The following is a 16776-nucleotide window of genomic DNA, read 5'->3' as shown; positions in this document are numbered from 1 at the left end:
GTCCAATTCCTATCAGAAGGCAAAGACTACTTTCTAATAGAGCGCGTCTTATGTTTGTCAGGAATGATCCAGTCACTTGCTCTTTTTATTACTTCGCTGCTTCGTATCTTTTTGATACTTCAGCCCAATTAATAACATTAAAGAATGCATTAATATATTCAGGACGACGATTTTGGTATTTTAAATAATAAGCATGCTCCCAAACGTCTAAGCCAAGGATTGGTGTTTTACCTTCCATTAATGGAGAATCTTGGTTTGGCGTACTAGATAATTCAAGTTCGCCATTGCTAACAGCTAACCATGCCCAACCTGAGCCAAAACGAGTAGTTGCAGCTTTTGCAAATTCATCTTTAAAACTTTCATAACTTCCAAATTTGCTGTTAATTGCATCTGCTAATGTACCAGTAGGTTCTCCACCGCCATTAGGTGATAGGATTTGCCAGAATAATGAATGGTTAGCATGCCCACCACCATTGTTACGTACAGCACCACGAGCAGCCTCAGGAACAGCGTCAAGATTTGAAATAACTTCTTCTACAGACTTAGAAAGAAGCTCTTCATTTCCTGCTAATGCATTGTTTAGATTTGTCACATATGTGTTATGGTGTTTTGTGTGATGAATCGTCATTGTTTCTTTGTCAATATGAGGCTCTAAAGCTTCATATGCATAAGGTAATTGTGGTAATTCGAATCCCATTTAAAATTCCTCCTATGTATCAATTTGTCTTTAGATCCATTTTACTCTTGATGATCATGAAAAAGGGATCTTCTAAAGAACTATCTTTAGATTATCAAATTTCCCTCATCATTTACAAATAATACGCCTTCAGTATTTACGTAAATTCTATTTCCTAATCAAAGAATTCGATTTCCATGATTACTTTTGATTCTATTTTATTAAATTCTGCCAAAGGAAATAGGAAAAATCCCTCTATTCATACTAACCTTCATTCATAAAAATTCAAAAATTTGTCACGAATGGCTCAATCAGCAAACTGTCAACGATATTAGTCATCTCTAGACGTTTTGTTTTCCAGAAAAATCCAAATCTTCATTGACATAAAACGATTATTTGATTTAATCAAATTAGAAGTAAAAATAGGGGCGTGATATCTATGTTTAATGTTAAAGAAATAAATATTTCCCTTTACAGTCTATTAATACAATATTTTATCGATAAAGAACCGATACAGAAGTTCCCAGTTGACTCTTATTTGTTTCAAGAAAAAGAGGAAGTAGAGAATATTTATCTATTACTAAGTGGAACTGTTTCTGTTGGACGAGTACATGTAAAAGGGAAAGAGTTTATCCTTAAAATGCTAAGTGGCGAAGAGCTGATTGTTGAATATGAATTATTCAGTAAGCAACCACATTACCATTTTTATGCAAAAACCTTAACGAACTGTGAACTGCTTGTCATTAAAAAATCACAATTCGAAGAATATGCATTGAGTGAACCACAAGTACTTGGAGCTTTATCAACTTGGCTTAGTACACGATATATAAAATCGCAAATTAAATGTCAAGATTTGATTATGAACGGAAAAAAAGGTGGACTTTATTCCATTCTTATCAGACTTTGCAATAGCTATGGTATTGTAACCGAAAACGGAATCTTAATTGATCTACCCATTACCCATCAGGAACTAGCCAATTTAACCTTTGGCACAAGAGAAGTGATTCAAAGAATGTTGAAAGAACTTCGTGAAAAAGATGTTCTGGCTTATGAACATCAACGATTTACAGTGAAGAATTTAGCCTTCTTAAGGCATGAAGTGGACTGTCAAAATTGTAGCAAACAAATCTGTGGCCTTAACTAAACGCACAACTTTAGTTCAGACAACCTTTCCTTTGAGTGACTATTATTCTTTAAGGGAAAGGTTGTCATTAGCGACTATCAGATGACCAGGATAAAGTAGATGACCATTACAAGTTGAATAATTCCTTTTGTAATCACGCTACTTATAAAACCTATGACTGAACCAAAACCAATTTTTATTGCATCTTTTATATTTGTTTTATGAACAATAAGTTCTGCAATAATCGCACCAATAAAAGGCCCAAGCACAATTCCCAAAAATGGAATGACAAAAGGACCCACTAATAAGCCAAATGTGCTTCCCCAAATACCCGCTTTTGTTCCCCCATACTTTTTGACCCCAATCATGTTAGCAATATAATCTGCGCCGAACAATAAGAGGACAAATAATCCTTGAATAACCCAGAAAAACCAATTAAAAGGGGCGAAAGAGAAAAGAACCCCATACAAAATAAATCCAGCATACAAGAACAGCACACTTGGTATAACGGGATAAACTAAGCCTACAAAAGCGACAATAAACAATAAAATAATCAATCCCCAGTAAACATATTCCATCTTATTCCTCCTCAAATAAATGAATAAAGTTCATTAATGAAAAAGCCTTATGACCAAACTTCTTGCTCTTTTCAACCTCTTAATTGTACAATTTTACCTTCTGGGGTTACAATAAGAAGTGAATTTCTATAAGGGTGTGTCAGCATGAATATATTTAAACAATTAATTGTTAGTCTTTACTCACCAAAGGACATTTCAACCTTTCGTCAACAAGGAATTGGTAAAACCATTTTGTATGTATTTTTCCTTACTCTTCTATCCGTATTACCTAGCTTTTACTACTTTAGTACTTCCATTACAGCTGGGTTTCATGCACTTGAGGAAACCGTACAAAATGAACTTCCATCATTTACAATTGAAAATGGTGAATTAATTTCAGATGAACAATCGCCTATAACGATCAATAAAAATGATTTCACTATTATTTTTGATAGTACAGGTACTGTTGATCAAACGAATGCATCACGATCAGATAACACGTTCTTTCTCTTAAAAAATGAAGTTATTTATTCTGATTCTGGTCAAACACAATCCATGCCATATTCCACATTCGGTAATGTGAATATCGCAAAAGAAGACCTTTTATCCTTTTTCACCTCAATAGATTCCATATTGCCAATTATGATACCAGTGATAGATACCGTCATTTATCTTTTCTCTGCTAGTATAAAGTTTATTGAAATATCTGTTTTGGCCTTATTTGGACTTGTTTTGAAAAACATGATGCTTAAAAACATGAGTTACCGTCACTTATGGAGAATGGCTACCTATAGTGTGACATTACCGACGATTTTCTTTACGATTATGGAAGGCTTAAAAACCACTGTTCCAAATGCCTTCTTTATTCATTGGTTTGTTGCCATCATGATGTTGATGTTAACGCTAAAAGAAATTCCATCTGAAAAAATTGCCCCATAAGGCAAATTTTCAACAGTAATCATGAACATAGCCTAAAAATAAAAAGAAACTCAATCCTGCTCGAGAGAGCCGGGTTGAGTTTCTTTTTTTACTTAACTGAAGATACTTTTGATTTCGTTTTATCTGGTTTTCTTTTTACAACTTGTTGTCTTATTTCTTCTTCCCAAGAAATCTTAATATCTCCATTTGTTACAAATGTCTGGCAGCCTAGACGATATCCTTTTTCCAATAACTCTTCATCCATTTTTCTTCTTTCTTGTGGTTTCACTTGATCTAAGTATTCTGCACCCTCTTCAATCTTAAATACACAATTTCCACAAATTCCTCCTCCGCAACGATTTGGAAGCTCTCCATCATAACGAAGTGACATTCTTAAAACACTAGAATTTTCTGGTACCTCTATCGTTTTATTACTGTTTACAAAATGAATGTTAGGCATATCGATAATCCTCCTTTAATTTATCTTCTAGGTATACAATATACCATCGTTATAACTTTCAGGTAATAATGAATAATTAAAATATTTTGTTTATTATTTTAATCTATTTATTACTTCATTTTTTATGAGTGCCTTTTATTACGTTTTTCTTTTAAATTTTTCATATAAATAACATAGGCCTTTTTTGAGTTTTCAATGTGAATTCTCATTAAATATTCTGTCATCTCCGTCTCTCCATCACGCAATGCCTTCATAATATCTATATGTTCTTTTAATGATTCTCTTCTTCTACCTGGTGTTTCATACCCCATATTGGCAGCCATATGAATATAATCAATCAGTCCAGACAATACTTCAAATAATTTTGGGCTTTTTGAAGCTTTATTAATAAGATGGTTCATTTGGATATGTTCAAAATTAAAATTCTTTTCATCATTCTCTTTGATTTCCATTAGTTCTTTAATTTTTTGGTCTAATTCTATTCTAGTATGTTTATCCATTTTTTGAGAAGCTAGTTTTACCGCCAGCACTTCTAAAGAAGCTAAAATCGTAAATACCTCAATGACTTCCTCTTCGGAAATATTAGAGACAACGACACCTTTTCTTGGTACAGTTTTCACATAACCTTGAGACTCTAAGCGAAACAAAGCTTCTCGAATAGGCGTACGACTAATGTTCAATTTAGCAGCAAGTTCTCTTTCAATTAAACGATCTCCTGATCGATATGTTCCTTCAAGAATAAGTTCTTTCAGATGCATATAAGCATGCTCTCTGATGGATAATAGTTGATCTTCCTTCCACTTTGTTTCCAATCGTCTCCACCCCCTTATTTTTCAGTATATCTTTTATGCAATTGGCTGCCTTTAGGATAGGAAAATACCACCGTAAAAGAGTGCACCTACAATGACAAAAGAAGGATGAACCTTCCATTTATTAAGTGTTAAATAACTAAGCACCGTTAACAGTAAAAGATGAAGGACCCCACTATTTTCAAAAGCTGTTAAAAAGAATTGATAGGCCATAACAGCTAGTAGCACGGCAATAATTGGCTGTACTGATTTTGTCATCAACTTTACTTCTGGTGAATCTTTAAATAAGTTCACAAATTTAAATAGGATAATGACAGCGATAGCCGAAGGAAGAATGGTAGCAGACAGTGCGATAACTGCTCCTAATACTCCTCCTAACTCAAAACCAATAAATCCTGCAAGCTTTGTTGCAATGGGTCCTGGTAATGCATTTGCAATGGCTAATAGATCTCCAAATTCTGATAAAGTCATCCATTCATAATTATTGACTACTTCATTTTGAATCAACGGGATGGTTGCAGGGCCGCCACCGTATCCTAATATATTTGCTATAAAAAATGACCAAAAAAGATCCCAATACATCATAAACTTCTTTCCTTTCCATGAACGACAACTTCAGTAGTTTTAGAAGCCTTTTTCTTACGATGGGCAATGAAAAATGAAGATAGTAAAAAAGTAGCAATTAATATTCCAGGATGAAGGCCAATGAGTTGCATCAATACAAAAGAAATGACCGTAAATATAAGCATTTTTGAAATTCCTAATCCTTTATGACCTTTTTCAAAAAATCGATAGGCCATCTCCGCCAGCATAAATCCGATGACCGGGGTAACACCCAGAACCATACCACCTACAATAGGTGAGTCGCGAAACATATATAATGCTCCTAATAAACTAATCAATGCAATAACAGATGGCAAAATATGAGTAAGGATCGCAACAATCGCTCCTATACTTCCTTTTACTTTGTATCCGATATATGCGGCCATTTTCGTGGCAATAGGGCCTGGCAATGTGTTTGCTAATGCTAATACTTCACCAAACTCTTCTTCTGTCATCCATTTGAACTTTTTAACGGCCTCGTGTTCGATCAAAGGAATCGTTGAAGGTCCCCCTCCATATCCCGTAACACCTGTACGAGCAAATCCAATGGCTAATTCAAGGTAAGGATTCAATCCAATCTCCTTCTTTCTTGAAAAAATAATAATTTTTCTATCGTACTTTATTATTCTATTAATAAGGACCTCATTTCACTAGAAAAGATACAATGAATGAGGTCCCGACTATTCTTATTTTTTTATATCTGCAGCTGTTATGACTTCATACCCGTTACTTTCTACTTGCTTTTGCAAAGCTTTTAGGGCCTCTGTTCCAACTGCCGTATCTTGCTCACCATTCCCACCACTGACACCTATTCCACCGATTACTTCTCCATTTACAACAATTGGGAAACCACCGACGAAGACAGCAAACTTCCCAGGAATCATATGTTGGATACCAAATGCTTCATTCCCAGGCAAAGCTGGACCATTTGGTTCTTTATTAAATAAATGTGTGGAACGTTTATGACCAGCAGCTGTGTAAGCTTTCGCTATAGAGATTTCCGGTCCAGTAATACGTGCTCCATTCATACGTTCCAGGGCGATTAGATTTCCACCATCATCAACAATGGCAATCGTTTCAAGCACATTGATTTCTTCTGATTTTTTCTTAGCTGCTTCAATCATTAATTTTGCTTCTTCTAATTCTAATTTTAAAGTTGTCTTCATCGATATTCTCCTCTATCTCTTTATATAATTAATAGCCAACATAGACCGTTTTTACTTGAGTAAAAAACTCTAATCCTACTCTACCTGATTCACGGAAAGTAGATGTACTTGAACTTTTAATTCCACCAAAAGGAGCATTCATTAAATTACCCGTTGTTGTACGATTGACCTTTACTGTGCCAGCTTGAATATCTTTTGTAAATTGATGGGCACGTTTTAAATTATTCGTTACAATTGAAGCAGCTAAACCGTACTCTACCTCATTAGCAACCTCTATTGCTTCTTCATATGAATCTACTTCTATAACAGCAATAACAGGACCAAAGATCTCTTCTTTTGCAATTCTCATCTGATGATTTACATTCGTAAAGATCGTTGGCTGAACATAATAACCTTGATTGTATTCACCATTTGTTAATCGTTCCCCACCATACACTAAATTAGCTCCATCCTCTTTACCGATTTCAATATAATTCATTACATTTTTCAATTGCTTGGCATTTGCCAAGGGACCTATTTTTACTCCGTCTTCAAATCCGTTTCCTATTTTTAGAGCTCTTGCTTTTTCAATTAATTTTTGAACAAATGCATCCTTCACTTCTTTTAAAACAATGACACGACTTGTTCCTGTACAAGCTTGACCTGATAAAGAGAATCCACCATTTACAGTCAGAGTAGCAGCTAAATCAACATCCGCATCATCCATAACAATAATCGGATTCTTTCCTCCAAGCTCCATTTGCGTTCGAGTTGTAAAGGATGATTTTCGATGGATATCTTCACCCGCTGCAGTAGACCCAGTAAACGTAACCGCTCTTACAGCTGAATGTGTCACTAATAGATCACCAACATCAGAAGCTTTTCCCGTTACTAAATTAATCACGCCTTCCGGAATACCTGCATTATGCAATGCCTCAACAAGACGTACAGCAATGAGTGGAGTATCTGATGAAGGTTTAAAAACAACGGTATTTCCCATTATTAAAGCTGGAGCGATTTTGCGAGAAGGAATCGAAATAGGAAAGTTCCAAGGAGTAATCACACTTACCACTCCAAGCGGTTCTCTTTCTGTAGAAACGTTCATATTAGGATCATCATTTGGAAAAGTTTCACCTGTGAAAGTTTGACCTTCTACTGCATAGAACCGTAGAGTTTGTGCTGAGCGAATAACCTCATTCTTGGCATCCTTAACATGCTTCCCCTCTTCCCTTGTTAACTCCTCTGCAAGTTGATCTGCATTTTGTTCAAGAATAGTAGCTGCCTTATTTAAAATGGCTGCACGTTTTGAGGGAGCTGTGTTTGCCCAATTCGGAAAAGCTTTTTTAGCTGCTTCAATCGCTGATTTCACATCTTGTTCGTTAGATGCTTGGAAAGTTCCAACAATTTCTTCATTATTAGCAGGATTTATACTATTAAACGTTTTTTTGCTTACTGATTCTGTCCATTCTCCATTTATATAATTGCTAAAGGTTTCTACTTTTGTTGTTAACACTCTATCACCTTTTCTCATTTATTTAATGAAATTATTTTGTTGAAAATAGGCCGTCATTTAAAACGTCGATGTTATAAGGTTAAGCTTGACGACCAAGGAGGAGAACACCCTATTGGATGCTCTCATTCAAAGTCATACACTCATTATTTAGTTTCAACTAAACTACCAAGATCTTGTACTAAGTATTCTCTCCATAAAGCGTCTGTATATGAACGTCTCATATTGGCACCTATACGAACGATTTCAATACAACGTTGTTGTAATTCTGGTGTATTCGCATGATCAAGAACAATCTTATAACCACGTTCACCATGAATTTCATCTGATACGATGTGTAGATCGAAGAATTCAATCTCTTCATCTGTAAAGCCATATTTTTCACGTAGTACTGGAGTTTGCTTGCGATAAATATCAGGTACTTGTGATTCTAAACCAACGACTAAAGCAGCAGTCGCAACAACAAAGTTCTCTCTAGCTGCAACAGCATAACACCAGCTTTGAAGTCCTAATGTAACAGGAGTCATATTTTTAGGATCTTGAACTCTCTCACGAGTTGTTCCACACGCTTCAGCGAAACGAATAAGTAAATCTGTATGACGATCAGCCGCAATTTCTTCTTCATACATGTTTTGTAAAATAAAATCTTTTGCTGATTCATATTCTGGGATATCTGGAGTATTGTGATAAATATAAGCTAAGTAATTAGCGAAAGGTCCTACGTAATGGTAGTGATTTTCAGCCCATCTAGCAAAGTGCTTTCTTTCAAGTTTTCCTTCTGCCCATGCGATTGTAAAAGGAGCCTTTTGGCTATGATTTCCTTTAATTGCATCCTCTAATGCTTTACGAAATTCATCTTTTGATAATAGTGTAGTCATGCCTAATCTCCTCCAATTTTCATCTAAAATTTTATCTTATAAATAGGTATTTGATATTTTGTATACCATTTAAAGTGAAAAATAAAAGATCTCATCCTGTAATCCTATTTGAATTAACATCTTTCATTGTATTTGGTATACCGTTAACTAGATATTAAACCATTTTGTTGCGTTTGTAAATATTATTTTTATAATTTTTTAAATATTTTGTTTTTTGTAAGATTGTCTTACAAAGGATCGTTCTATTAATTATACGTATCTACTTTCAAGTTTAATAGTTGATATAGTTCTTTTGAAAGATTATCTAATGCTTCTTCAACAATCTGTTCGCCTATCTCTCGACTAGCTTGTGTTGCATCTCCAATACACCCATTTTCTGTCATTTCTTCATAGGCATAAAATCCTTGAATCGCCTTTCCTGGTCTGAGCTGCTTCCATCTACCACTTTCCTGGATCGATCCTTTTTCTATTTTGTCAGGACGGACAAGTTCAGGTGCTAAATACAAAGCTTCTGATACTTCCCGTTCACAACTATGACCAAATAAAGGAGATGTGACAAAATTTTCTATCGATACTTTAGCAGAAGCAGTTGTCTTCGCATAGTAAACTTCTATATCTAGTTCTTTTTTTAGCATCAATGAAGCCACATTTAAAGTTGACTGATTTCCACCATGTGAATTTAATAATAAATACTTTTGAATTCCATGATGTTTTAAAGAAGAAACCATATCTTTTAAAATAGCAATCAACGTAGTTGGTTGTAAGGCAATCGTTCCTGGGAAGTTTAAATGATGCTCTGAAACACCCATATTAATAGTAGGAGTCACAATGGCATGCGGAAACATTTTCTTACTAAGTTTTTTTGCCATTCTTTCAGCAAGTACCGCATCACAACTTTCTACCATATGTGGACCATGCTGCTCATGAGCTCCAATAGGAATAATGGCAAACTGTACCGTAGTTAAAGATTCTTCTACTTCCTTCCATGTCATAGCTGTTAAATCGTAACAGTCCATTTTCATTCACCTACTCCATTCATTTTTTATCATACTTTTACAAAACTGTGATATGAGACCCTTATCCACATTCAATAAGGTATTTTGTATACCATTAAATATTATTTTATTACAATGGATGATTGTTTCTTTGGAGGGGTAACAACAATATTTTCTTGTGTCAGTTCAATATCTCGTTGGACCGTAAATTGGCATGTTAATCGATAGCCTTCATTCACTTTATCACCTAGCATCTTCTCTTCTTTCCAATTCGGTGGTGCTAAACCTTCAGCTCCATCAATAACTTGACAAGTACATTTCGTACATCTTCCCATTCCACAACCATACTTTAATTGAGGAAACTGACGAATTCCTGCTAACACCACTAAATTTGCATTTTCTTTTACATCTTGCTCGACTATTGTTCCATCAACATGAAGTTTAACTTTTGGCATGATACCACTCCTTTTTTAAAATATTTAGATAATTGAAATAATTATATAAGATTTTTATAATAAAAGCAAAAAAAGAAGTTTAGATAAGGAAATTTTTATTCATAATGAATCCTAAATATCTTTTTAGCCCTGAATAAACTAGATTTTGGAGAGATATACATATTAATTATTCAAAAATTTAGAAATATTATTGAATAATCTGTTACTATCGTTTAAAATATCTATTAATATTCTTGGTATACAATATCCCAAAAAAGAAGGTGAAAAAGGAATGATTTAAACTATCCTTTCATTGCATTTATTATTCAAACTTGATTCCAGAAAATATGAAGGAGTGTTATTGATGGAAAAATATACTGTGTTAACAAATAAAAATACTTTTCAAACGGTTCTTCAAAACGATGGTTTAGAACCGATTGAAACCTACCACTTTTATTTTTTTGATAAGCTAAAGGCTAAATATACGATTGCAAAAGTCATTGATGAAGATGTTAAAATTCAATTATATGAGAAATATGAAGGAAAAGAATATGTGAATCATATTCACATGAAATTTTTTGAGAAATTTTCTACAATTGACGAGGCACGAGAAGAATTAAATGAGATTGTAAAAGCTTCAGGTAATAGCGAGGATTCCCAGCATTCTAAACTAATTAAGTCTGAAGATGTTGCTGTATAACAACTCTTATGTACTAGGCTCGGAGAGAAGTCCTTTCTCTCCTTTTTTATTTGACTCAGAAAAGCGTAAGGCTCCTTCCTATTGGTGCAGACTAAAGATCCAATAGGACCTGGAGCTAGTCTGCTATTTCCATCTAGAAAAAAATAAGCCGTCACCATAAGATGACGGGTATAATAGGTTAAAATGATAAAATTTTTCTTAAGCGGGCTAATTTTCTTTCAGCTTTTTCAGACGCCTTTTTGGAACCGAATAGAAAGTTGAACATGCTTACTACCTCCTACTATATATCATGTGTCTTACATCTTTATTATACACTAAATCTTTGATAAATGGTATACCAAACACCTTAATTTATGGCAAAATTGTGAATAATTTATAGATTATTACCTTAAAGTCATTGAATGGTATACCAAAAAATATAAATAAAGGGGAAATAATGATTAATAATGAATTTATAACAACGAATAAATAATAATGGACAACAAAAGGTTAGGGTGATGTTATGTTAAGATTACTATTTTTATCCGTTATTCTATTGTTTTTACTATCCATCCTCTTCCCCGGATTTGGTATTGGAGTGTTTATCTCCATTCTTTGCCTAGTTATCATCATCTGTACAATTGGAACAGTCAAACGGTTTGTTCGAATATTAGGAAGTGTTTTCTTGATTCTCGGTTTATTATTACTTGCGACAAATGAAGCACAATGGTATCAGTATATCTTCTCATTTGGTCCCATGCTTGATCTACTTACATTATTTTCATTAGTACCTATTTTAGGAATCCCCATTAAATTAGGGGAATATAGTGAAAGTATTAAGACAGTTATTCAAAAAAAAGTAAAAACCACTGGGAATCTATATATATTAACCTCAGGGATATCCTATTTTTTTAGTATATTTATGAATCTTGCTACATTACCGATGACATACTATTCCATTAGGCCTGTTTTAAGCAGTTTTCCCATTAAACAAGAAAATCGCTTTTTGAGTAGAGCGATTACCCGCGGTTTTGCCATGCCCTTATTATGGGCTCCAGTGACTCCTATTGTTGGAATTGTTGTAGCGATGACAGGGGTTAGCTGGTTATCCATTCTACCTTATGTTTTACCACTAAGTATTTTTGGATTATTATTAGACTGGTTTATGGGTAGCCAGAAATCAACAAAAAAAATGGAAGAATTGCATACTACATCCACAAATGAAATGGCTGTTTCAAAGGAAATCAGTGGAAAAAACAACCCTAGTAGAGTGCTACAAATTTTATTAGCCATTATCATTTTCATTGTTGTCATATCCATGTTGGAAGCCTATTTTAGTTATTCTTTTTTAATCCTTGTATCATTGTTAGTTATTCCGTTTTCCTTTACTTGGTCTATCCTATTAAAAAGCGGAAAAGAGTTTCTTGCTCAATTGATTGATCATTTTCAATCCTTCACAGTCAGTATGAAAGATCAATTTTTTATTTTTCTATCTGCAGGTTTTTTAATTTCCACTATTCAAGTCTCTCATACAGATAAATTATTAAATAATTGGATTTTAACAATTATACATGTAACGGGAGCAGAATTCTTTATCATTTTATTGCCACTTATTCCATTGGGTCTTGCTTTTGTCGGGCTCCATCCTGCTGTTAGCCTTTCTTTAATGGCCGGTGCGCTAAATCCAGGTGCCCTTGGTATTTCTCCACATATTTTAACTGTAGCTATGTTGGCTGGAGCAGTATCTGCATTCTTAGTCGGGCCCTATAATGCAACAATCGGACTCATGTCCAATATCATCAAAGAAAGCTCCTTTAAAGTATCCAATTGGAACCTTATATTTACATGTCTTTATATTGGATCTACAATGGTTTACTTAATTATTTTAGGAATATTCATCGTGTAATGCCTAACAGAAAGTAAACCCGAAGAAAAATTCTCCGAGTTTACTTTCATTTCACTATATTATAGTAGATCTATGTTCATTTAATCTTTCATTTTAGATAGCTGTATTTCCTTCACAATGTCTAGGGCAAAGTGTCCAAGAGTTCCTTGTGAATAAGATCGCATCACTTCAGGAGCGATAGATGTTAGTGCTCTTTGAACATATTCATCGGACAACCCTTGTTCAGTAAATACAGTTTCAATCTCTATCGCTGCTTTCACAGCATAACCGGTAGCTAATTTATTTACTTGAATCAATCTCTCTTCACGATCCATTTTTATTCGTCCTAATAATTGAAATAGATCTTCTATTTCCTGTGGCAAATTGGATTCTGTAATAAATAGACCATTACCATTTTTTAATAGATCCCTAGCATGTCCCATATATTTCACTCCAGAAAGTTTCAACGAGGGAAATTTGTTTCTAATATCATTTGTGTTGAGGGCTGTCGCCATATTAATGATATGTGTTTTCGATAAAGGTCTATTTTCAGATACTAATTCATCAATAAAGGGAATGATATCTTTTGCTGATAAGGCTAAAATGAAAATATCTAAATCTCCAAGTTCTCTTTCTGTTAAAACATATCCATTTTGAAACGGTTGAATAAACGCCTCTGTTTTTGATGCAACCGGATGGTAAACACCAATTGATGCTTTATTCTGATCCCAATGTTTCATCATAGCGCTACCTAATTTACCAATTCCGACTAATCCTACTTTCAGTTTCTTCATTATTACACCTCATATCATTTAATATCATGCACGTTATTTTCCATATCACTTAAAAGATTATTTCATAAAGAAGAGGCTCTATCTCCAAAATAAATATACAATTATCTTTTGGGATAGAACCTCTATTTACAACCAATAAGTTGATTTTATGTGACAAATATGAAAATCAAATTAAGACTTTCTTCATAACCAATTGAAAAGGTATTTTTTCTGAATAATTATTAAATTTAGATTAATATTAATTTTCAGTTATTTTTTTCGGTACTTTTACCATATAATAATGGCGACTAAAGTTGCTAGAAAAAGACCTGTTATAACGGGTATGAAATTTTTTCTTGCTAATTCTATTGGAGATAGTTTCAAGAAACCTGCTACCGCTACAAGTGAAGACCAAGCAACAAGCGTTCCACCTGCCCAAATTGCTCCCATTTGTCCAATAGCAGCTAACGTAGCAGCATCAATACCGTTTCCAGTCGATAAAGCTCCAGATAAGGCACCTGTTAAAGGAAGTCCTGAAAAGCCGGAACCATCTAAGCCTGTTACGATCCCTACAATCAGTATGCCAAATCCAGCAAAAAATGAATTTTGAGGAATATATGCTTGTGCTGCTTGTATGACATCAAACAGAAAAGCAGGTTTTGCAGCATCTTCACCTAATGAAAGGATCGAACCTGTAAAGTCTGAACTTCCCATAAAGAAGAAACCAGCAATCGGAATAACGGGAGCCATTGCCCGGAATGCAAAAACAAAACCTTCTGTGAGATGATCACTGACCTTATCAAGGGCATGTAGACGATTAAAGGCAATGGTAGCCAAAATTAATAGAATAACAGCTACTCCTCCAATAAATGCCGCACCATCTCCACCTTCTAATCCAGTACCACCAGTAAATTTGTCTTGGAACATGTAGACCATAACAGCTAGCAGAGATAATGGAACAAGGACAGCAAATATTTTCCCATATTTTTGTTTCTTTTGAATCGTAATCTGATCTTCTTCAACTGACGCTGCCATTTCATTTGATGCATCAAAATACGCTTTTTCTTCTACATTAAACTCCCTTTTTGATTTTAAGATAGAGTTTTTTCGGATAGTCTTAAAATTAACTACATAAACTATTACAAGGGCACTTAATCCTGTGATAAGAGAAAGAACTAGTGCTCTATCCACAACTAAAGAAGCTTCAATTCCTGCAGCCGTTGCACTCAGCATCGGTGCCACTTGAATAATATAATCGGAAGAAAGTGCCATACCTTGTCCTGCTATACAAACAATTACAGCTGCCGTCATTACTGGCAATCCTGCCCTTATAGCTGCCGGAACTAATAAAGCACAAATTAATGGAACAGCCGGAGTTGGCCAGAAGAATAGTGAAATAATATAGGTTACGACCATTAAAATGAGATAGGAGACATGGCCATTCACCATTATTTTTTGAATAGGGGCAACCATCTTTTGATCTGCTCCGAGATCTTTTAGAGAATTAAGCATGGCGATCATTAGTGATATGATCAAGAATATATTGAAGAGTTCTTTTGCTGCTACTAGATTTGCATTAAAAACACCTTGAAAACCAGATACAATACTTCCACTATATACTGCTACAACTGCAAATGTTCCAATAAGAATTGGCAAAACAACACCTTTTCTAAATAACATGGTAACAATTACAGAAATCGTAACTAGTACATAAATCCAATGAGCCAATGTTAGTTCCATAAATTCTCCTCCATTGTTCCAATTTTTTTAGTAGCTATCTGATTTTAAAGTATTTTGTATATTGTATACCTAATAAAAAGAAAAATTTATAACAACCACAAAGTGTTTTTCTTTAATACCATCTCCTTCCATATATTAAATTTAAATAATAATTATTTTTTAACCTTTTTAACTAAGTTATTCCCTTCTTTTGGCTATTAATCTAGTTGTTTTAAAAATATAAATTTTCAGCTCTCATTAACTTTCTATTATCTAGTTTTCTGTAATAAGTAGAAAACTATCACCACCTTTTCCTGTATATATATATAATGAGTATATCATTAGAAGATGCTAATTTACAAACAATTTAGAAAATTATATAAATTATGTATTTTTAAAATTTTCTGTACTTGTATACAAAATTATTTTAGAGGTTTAAAATTAGTTAAATAGGTTAAATATTCCATTTTAATTGTTGTTTTTTGTTACAATTTAGACTAACAGTTAAAATAATGTAACGCTATGATCATGTTAGATAACCTTTCATTATTTCTATTAACCAAAAATAATGGTTTTATTTTATAATTTAAAAATTTGTTTATTAAATTATAAATATTGAGTTAGCATCTCTTAGAATTGGAATATACGTCTTTTTTCTTCGTTATCAAACTGTTCGTCATTTTATGCTCAATAGAAGATTTATTTTCTAATTACCCCTCTAATAGAACCAAATCATTCTACTTATTTACATGTTCAACAATTCATTTTGTTGCTATGAGTGTCGCAAAAGTATTAAAAAACATGACAACTACACTCATGATAGGAGTGTAAAAATATAAAAAGAAGAGCCTTATCTGGCTCTTCTTTTTATATTTACTTTTTGTCTTGATGAATTGCTTCAATATAAGCCTTCTTAGCATTTTCAATATGGATTTTCGTTAAATATTCAGCCATTTCAATTTCTTGGTTAATAATAGACTTCATCATTTCTACATGTTCTTTCATCGACTGTACGGGCCTTCCTTCATTTTTAAATCCCGTTTGTGCAAATGCCCGAATATAATCTGATAATCCACTTAGCATTTCATACAGCTTAGCGTTCTTTGCGGAACTATATAAAAGATAATTCATTTCACCATGTAAAGAAGAATAATCAGTATAATTAGGATCTTGCAAACAATCTTCTACCTTTTTAATACTCGCTTCAAATTTACTTTTTGTTTCATCATCTAATTTTTGTACAGCTAACTTTGCTGCCAATACCTCTAGTGATGAAAGAATAGTAAATACTTCGATAATTTCCTTTTCCGTAATATCAGCGACAATTACCCCTTTTCTAGGAACTGTTTTCACAAATCCTAGAGACTCTAACCTAAACAACGCTTCACGAATCGGCGTTCGACTAATATTCAGTTTTTCTGCAAGCTCTCTCTCTACTAAACGATCTCCTGCTTTTAATTCACCTTCTAATATTAGATCCTTAAGGTGTAAATAAGCTCTTTCACGTATAGAGATTAGGTTCTCTTCCGACCAATTGTTTCCCAATTGTTCTCCCCTCTTCCCAAATGGTATACACTACGCAAATTATAGCTTATTTAATCTGTAAAGATCA

General features: G+C 33.7%; 18 protein-coding genes. 4 read left to right on the top strand and 14 right to left on the bottom strand.

What is annotated here, in order from left to right; translation table 11 throughout:
• Positions 1–88 precede the first annotated feature (88 nt).
• Positions 89–697 carry a superoxide dismutase gene (locus JMM81_RS01665; RefSeq protein WP_256239767.1) on the bottom strand — a complete coding sequence of 203 codons (609 nt, stop codon included), beginning with the start codon at positions 695–697 and terminating at the stop codon, positions 89–91.
• A 418-nt stretch (positions 698–1115) separates the two neighbouring features.
• Here JMM81_RS01665 and JMM81_RS01660 point away from each other — a divergent pair, with 418 nt between their 5' ends.
• Positions 1116–1820, top strand: a complete 705-nt coding sequence (locus tag JMM81_RS01660; protein ID WP_256239766.1) for a Crp/Fnr family transcriptional regulator — start codon at positions 1116–1118, stop codon at positions 1818–1820.
• Positions 1821–1897: 77 nt separating this feature from the next.
• Here JMM81_RS01660 and JMM81_RS01655 read toward each other — a convergent pair whose 3' ends face one another.
• Positions 1898–2377 carry a DUF456 domain-containing protein gene (locus tag JMM81_RS01655; protein WP_256239765.1) on the bottom strand — a complete coding sequence of 160 codons (480 nt, stop codon included), beginning with the start codon at positions 2375–2377 and terminating at the stop codon, positions 1898–1900.
• Between the two features lie 144 nt (positions 2378–2521).
• Here JMM81_RS01655 and JMM81_RS01650 point away from each other — a divergent pair, with 144 nt between their 5' ends.
• The gene (locus JMM81_RS01650) at positions 2522–3295 is read left to right on the top strand and encodes a DUF1189 domain-containing protein (RefSeq protein WP_256239764.1); all 774 of its coding nucleotides are present in this window, start codon (positions 2522–2524) and stop codon (positions 3293–3295) included.
• Between the two features lie 88 nt (positions 3296–3383).
• Here JMM81_RS01650 and JMM81_RS01645 read toward each other — a convergent pair whose 3' ends face one another.
• From JMM81_RS01645 to JMM81_RS01605, 9 genes are all read right to left on the bottom strand, one after another.
• Positions 3384–3734: a 2Fe-2S iron-sulfur cluster-binding protein gene (locus tag JMM81_RS01645; RefSeq protein WP_256239763.1), complete on the bottom strand. Its 351-nt coding sequence runs from the start codon at positions 3732–3734 to the stop codon at positions 3384–3386.
• Between the two features lie 122 nt (positions 3735–3856).
• Positions 3857–4546 carry a GntR family transcriptional regulator gene (locus JMM81_RS01640; RefSeq protein ID WP_256239762.1) on the bottom strand — a complete coding sequence of 230 codons (690 nt, stop codon included), beginning with the start codon at positions 4544–4546 and terminating at the stop codon, positions 3857–3859.
• A 51-nt stretch (positions 4547–4597) separates the two neighbouring features.
• Positions 4598–5128, bottom strand: coding sequence for a chromate transporter (locus JMM81_RS01635; RefSeq protein WP_256239761.1), 531 nt, complete (start codon positions 5126–5128; stop codon positions 4598–4600).
• Positions 5125–5718, bottom strand: coding sequence for a chromate transporter (locus JMM81_RS01630; RefSeq protein ID WP_256239760.1), 594 nt, complete (start codon positions 5716–5718; stop codon positions 5125–5127). The genes JMM81_RS01635 and JMM81_RS01630 overlap by 4 nt, the downstream gene beginning before the upstream one ends.
• A 114-nt stretch (positions 5719–5832) precedes the next feature.
• Complete coding sequence (locus tag JMM81_RS01625) at positions 5833–6312, bottom strand: GlcG/HbpS family heme-binding protein (protein ID WP_256239759.1); 480 nt, start codon at positions 6310–6312, stop codon at positions 5833–5835.
• A gap of 28 nt (positions 6313–6340) precedes the next feature.
• A complete protein-coding gene (locus tag JMM81_RS01620) occupies positions 6341–7822 on the bottom strand; it encodes an aldehyde dehydrogenase family protein (protein WP_256239758.1) in 1482 nt (493 codons plus the stop codon).
• Between the two features lie 125 nt (positions 7823–7947).
• Complete coding sequence (locus tag JMM81_RS01615; protein ID WP_256239757.1) at positions 7948–8679, bottom strand: iron-containing redox enzyme family protein; 732 nt, start codon at positions 8677–8679, stop codon at positions 7948–7950.
• Positions 8680–8924: 245 nt separating this feature from the next.
• Positions 8925–9695: a creatininase family protein gene (locus JMM81_RS01610; protein ID WP_256239756.1), complete on the bottom strand. Its 771-nt coding sequence runs from the start codon at positions 9693–9695 to the stop codon at positions 8925–8927.
• 101 nt (positions 9696–9796) lie between these two features.
• A complete protein-coding gene (locus JMM81_RS01605; protein ID WP_256239755.1) occupies positions 9797–10129 on the bottom strand; it encodes a 2Fe-2S iron-sulfur cluster-binding protein in 333 nt (110 codons plus the stop codon).
• Between the two features lie 343 nt (positions 10130–10472).
• On the opposite strand from JMM81_RS01605, the gene JMM81_RS01600 reads away from it, so the two are divergent.
• On the top strand, positions 10473–10808 hold the full coding sequence (locus JMM81_RS01600; RefSeq protein WP_256239754.1) for a hypothetical protein: 336 nt from the start codon (positions 10473–10475) through the stop codon (positions 10806–10808).
• A 502-nt stretch (positions 10809–11310) separates the two neighbouring features.
• Positions 11311–12693 carry a hypothetical protein gene (locus JMM81_RS01595; protein WP_256239753.1) on the top strand — a complete coding sequence of 461 codons (1383 nt, stop codon included), beginning with the start codon at positions 11311–11313 and terminating at the stop codon, positions 12691–12693.
• An 80-nt stretch (positions 12694–12773) separates the two neighbouring features.
• On the opposite strand, the gene JMM81_RS01590 is transcribed toward JMM81_RS01595, so the two are convergent.
• The 3 genes from JMM81_RS01590 to JMM81_RS01580 form a co-directional block, all read right to left on the bottom strand.
• The gene (locus JMM81_RS01590) at positions 12774–13466 is read right to left on the bottom strand and encodes an NAD(P)-binding domain-containing protein (RefSeq protein ID WP_256239752.1); all 693 of its coding nucleotides are present in this window, start codon (positions 13464–13466) and stop codon (positions 12774–12776) included.
• 267 nt (positions 13467–13733) lie between these two features.
• Positions 13734–15185 (bottom strand): hypothetical protein, encoded by a 1452-nt coding sequence (locus JMM81_RS01585; RefSeq protein ID WP_256239751.1) that lies wholly within the window; start codon positions 15183–15185, stop codon positions 13734–13736.
• Between the two features lie 852 nt (positions 15186–16037).
• Entirely contained in the window at positions 16038–16709 is a 672-nt protein-coding gene (locus JMM81_RS01580) for a GntR family transcriptional regulator (protein WP_256239750.1), read from the bottom strand.
• Between the last annotated feature and the right edge of the window lie 67 nt (positions 16710–16776).

It is taken from the genome of Bacillus sp. V3B (genome assembly GCF_024494465.1).
Classification (GTDB): domain Bacteria; phylum Bacillota; class Bacilli; order Bacillales; family Cytobacillaceae; genus Bacillus_BD.
This window is presented reverse-complemented; position numbering and strand designations above follow the sequence as displayed.

Coding starts and splice junctions, on each gene's coding strand:
- JMM81_RS01665 (WP_256239767.1), bottom strand. CDS start 697: ATGGGATTCGAATTACCACAATTACCTTATGCATATGAAGCTTTAGAG.
- JMM81_RS01660 (WP_256239766.1), top strand. CDS start 1,116: ATGTTTAATGTTAAAGAAATAAATATTTCCCTTTACAGTCTATTAATA.
- JMM81_RS01655 (WP_256239765.1), bottom strand. CDS start 2,377: ATGGAATATGTTTACTGGGGATTGATTATTTTATTGTTTATTGTCGCT.
- JMM81_RS01650 (WP_256239764.1), top strand. CDS start 2,522: ATGAATATATTTAAACAATTAATTGTTAGTCTTTACTCACCAAAGGAC.
- JMM81_RS01645 (WP_256239763.1), bottom strand. CDS start 3,734: ATGCCTAACATTCATTTTGTAAACAGTAATAAAACGATAGAGGTACCA.
- JMM81_RS01635 (WP_256239761.1), bottom strand. CDS start 5,128: ATGATGTATTGGGATCTTTTTTGGTCATTTTTTATAGCAAATATATTA.
- JMM81_RS01625 (WP_256239759.1), bottom strand. CDS start 6,312: ATGAAGACAACTTTAAAATTAGAATTAGAAGAAGCAAAATTAATGATT.
- JMM81_RS01620 (WP_256239758.1), bottom strand. CDS start 7,822: ATGAGAAAAGGTGATAGAGTGTTAACAACAAAAGTAGAAACCTTTAGC.
- JMM81_RS01615 (WP_256239757.1), bottom strand. CDS start 8,679: ATGACTACACTATTATCAAAAGATGAATTTCGTAAAGCATTAGAGGAT.
- JMM81_RS01610 (WP_256239756.1), bottom strand. CDS start 9,695: ATGGACTGTTACGATTTAACAGCTATGACATGGAAGGAAGTAGAAGAA.
- JMM81_RS01605 (WP_256239755.1), bottom strand. CDS start 10,129: ATGCCAAAAGTTAAACTTCATGTTGATGGAACAATAGTCGAGCAAGAT.
- JMM81_RS01600 (WP_256239754.1), top strand. CDS start 10,473: ATGGAAAAATATACTGTGTTAACAAATAAAAATACTTTTCAAACGGTT.
- JMM81_RS01595 (WP_256239753.1), top strand. CDS start 11,311: ATGTTAAGATTACTATTTTTATCCGTTATTCTATTGTTTTTACTATCC.
- JMM81_RS01590 (WP_256239752.1), bottom strand. CDS start 13,466: ATGAAGAAACTGAAAGTAGGATTAGTCGGAATTGGTAAATTAGGTAGC.
- JMM81_RS01585 (WP_256239751.1), bottom strand. CDS start 15,185: ATGGAACTAACATTGGCTCATTGGATTTATGTACTAGTTACGATTTCT.